The organism is Campylobacter sp. CNRCH_2014_0184h (assembly GCF_025772985.1).
Lineage (GTDB): Bacteria > Campylobacterota > Campylobacteria > Campylobacterales > Campylobacteraceae > Campylobacter_D.
Genome location: NZ_JAKMTB010000023.1, coordinates 1 through 1,791, shown reverse-complemented (window position 1 = coordinate 1,791; position 1,791 = coordinate 1). Strand labels below are relative to the sequence as shown.

At 27.0% G+C, this 1,791-nt stretch carries 1 protein-coding gene; it reads right to left on the bottom strand.

The features are described from left to right. The coding region (locus tag L8X36_RS08025; protein WP_263683322.1) for a ShlB/FhaC/HecB family hemolysin secretion/activation protein at positions 1 to 1,679 on the bottom strand (1,679 nt) is incomplete at its 3' end. Positions 1,680 to 1,791: the final 112 nt, after the last annotated feature.

The following is a 1,791-nucleotide window of genomic DNA, read 5'->3' as shown; positions in this document are numbered from 1 at the left end:
TCTCCATTATCATAAGCTCTTACTCCATAAGCTCCACCTAAAGAGGAACTCTCAGAAGGATCTAATTCAAAATTCCCTAATACCTTTTGATAGTTTATATTTAAAGTATGCGTAATGTATTCATTAATACTATAATAATTATTCACACTAGCATTGAGTTTTCTAAACCAACCAAAGCCTCCATTTTTAGAAGTATAAGAACTTAAAGAATTACCATCATCATATACCTTACCTATGCTTATCTTAGCACTATAACTTAAAGTATTATTTTCAAATCCTCTAAATAAACCTTCTAAACCCATACTACCTACATTAGAATGTTTTTCAATACTATAACCTTCAAATATATTTGAGAAAGGTTCATCTTTTAATATTTTATGATAAATACTTGAAGTAAGATATAAAGAGGAATTAGTATTAATCCACATAGGATAAGAAAAATCTACACCGAAATTTCTAGAAGTACCACTAAAACCAACTTCTTTATAATCTCCACCCAAAGAATAAGATCCTTGAGATATACTTGGAGTAATTTTTAAATTTCCTAAAAAGAAAGTATAACTAGCTCCATAGTTAATTTGTTTTTCATTGCTTGATTGTAAGTAAAAATTATAATAATCTCCCATATTAAATATAGAATTAAATCCCATACTAATACCAGCTCTAATATCCCCTGCACTTTCAATACCATAATTATCAGCATATAATAATACATTAGCCTTAGTATCAGGAACTACTTCTATAACTACATCAGTTTCTCCTACATTCTCTCCTGCTTGTAAACCTGCTAGGGTTTGTACTCCATACATTTCATTGACTTTATATACACTATCTTCTATGAGTTTAGTAGAGATGATTTTACCTTTGATTCTTTCATTAAGCTTACTTTCAAAAAAATAATCTTTTATAGTAGTTTTATTCTTTATTATATACTTACCTAATGTTCCTAAGGCTATGTTTATTTGTACACTATCTTCAAATTCTTGTTGGGGTACATAAGCTGTTGCTGCAGGATAGCCATTAACTTGGAAATAATAAGCAATGATATTAGATATATCTTGTAAATCTTGTAAGCTAAATCTTTTAGTGCTAAACTCACTAATAAGTAATTGTAAATCTTCTTCTTTAATACCTAGCTTTTCAAAGCTAGTGTTTTCATTAGTGATAACAAATTTATATTTGGTTATTACTTTTTTAGTGGTAGGGGTGTTAGTATTATTGGTTTGATTGTTTGTATTAGTAGTGTTATTATTAGAACTATTGTTAGTTTGATTATTTGTATTAGTAATATCACTATTATTAGTTGAGTTAGAATTATTATCATTTACACTAGTATTAGTTTTATCATTGTTTGTATTAGTAGTATTAATGCTAGTTTGGTTATTTGGGTTGGTAGTGTTATTAGTTTGATTGTTAGTTTCCCCATTAGCTTCCTCTTCTTGATTTAGTTTTTCTTTTAATTCTTTCTTTTTTTCTTCAAAGTCTTTTTTAGCTTCTTGGCTTTTTATATAATCATCTTTAGTTTTTAGATTTTCTTTGATGGCTTTGTTTTGAGGGAGGTTTCTATCAGGGGATAATTCTATAACCTTTTCTATATCATTTTTAGCTATGGTAATACTTCCATTATTAGCATAGACTAAAGAGCTAATTGCTATAGTGCTAAATAAGAGTTTTTTCATGGTTGTTTGTTCCTTTTGATTTGTTTTTTTTAAAATTAAGAGTTTTTATTTTTTAATATTTATTATTGATTAATCAAAATATTATTTAATACGAGTATTCATTAATATACTC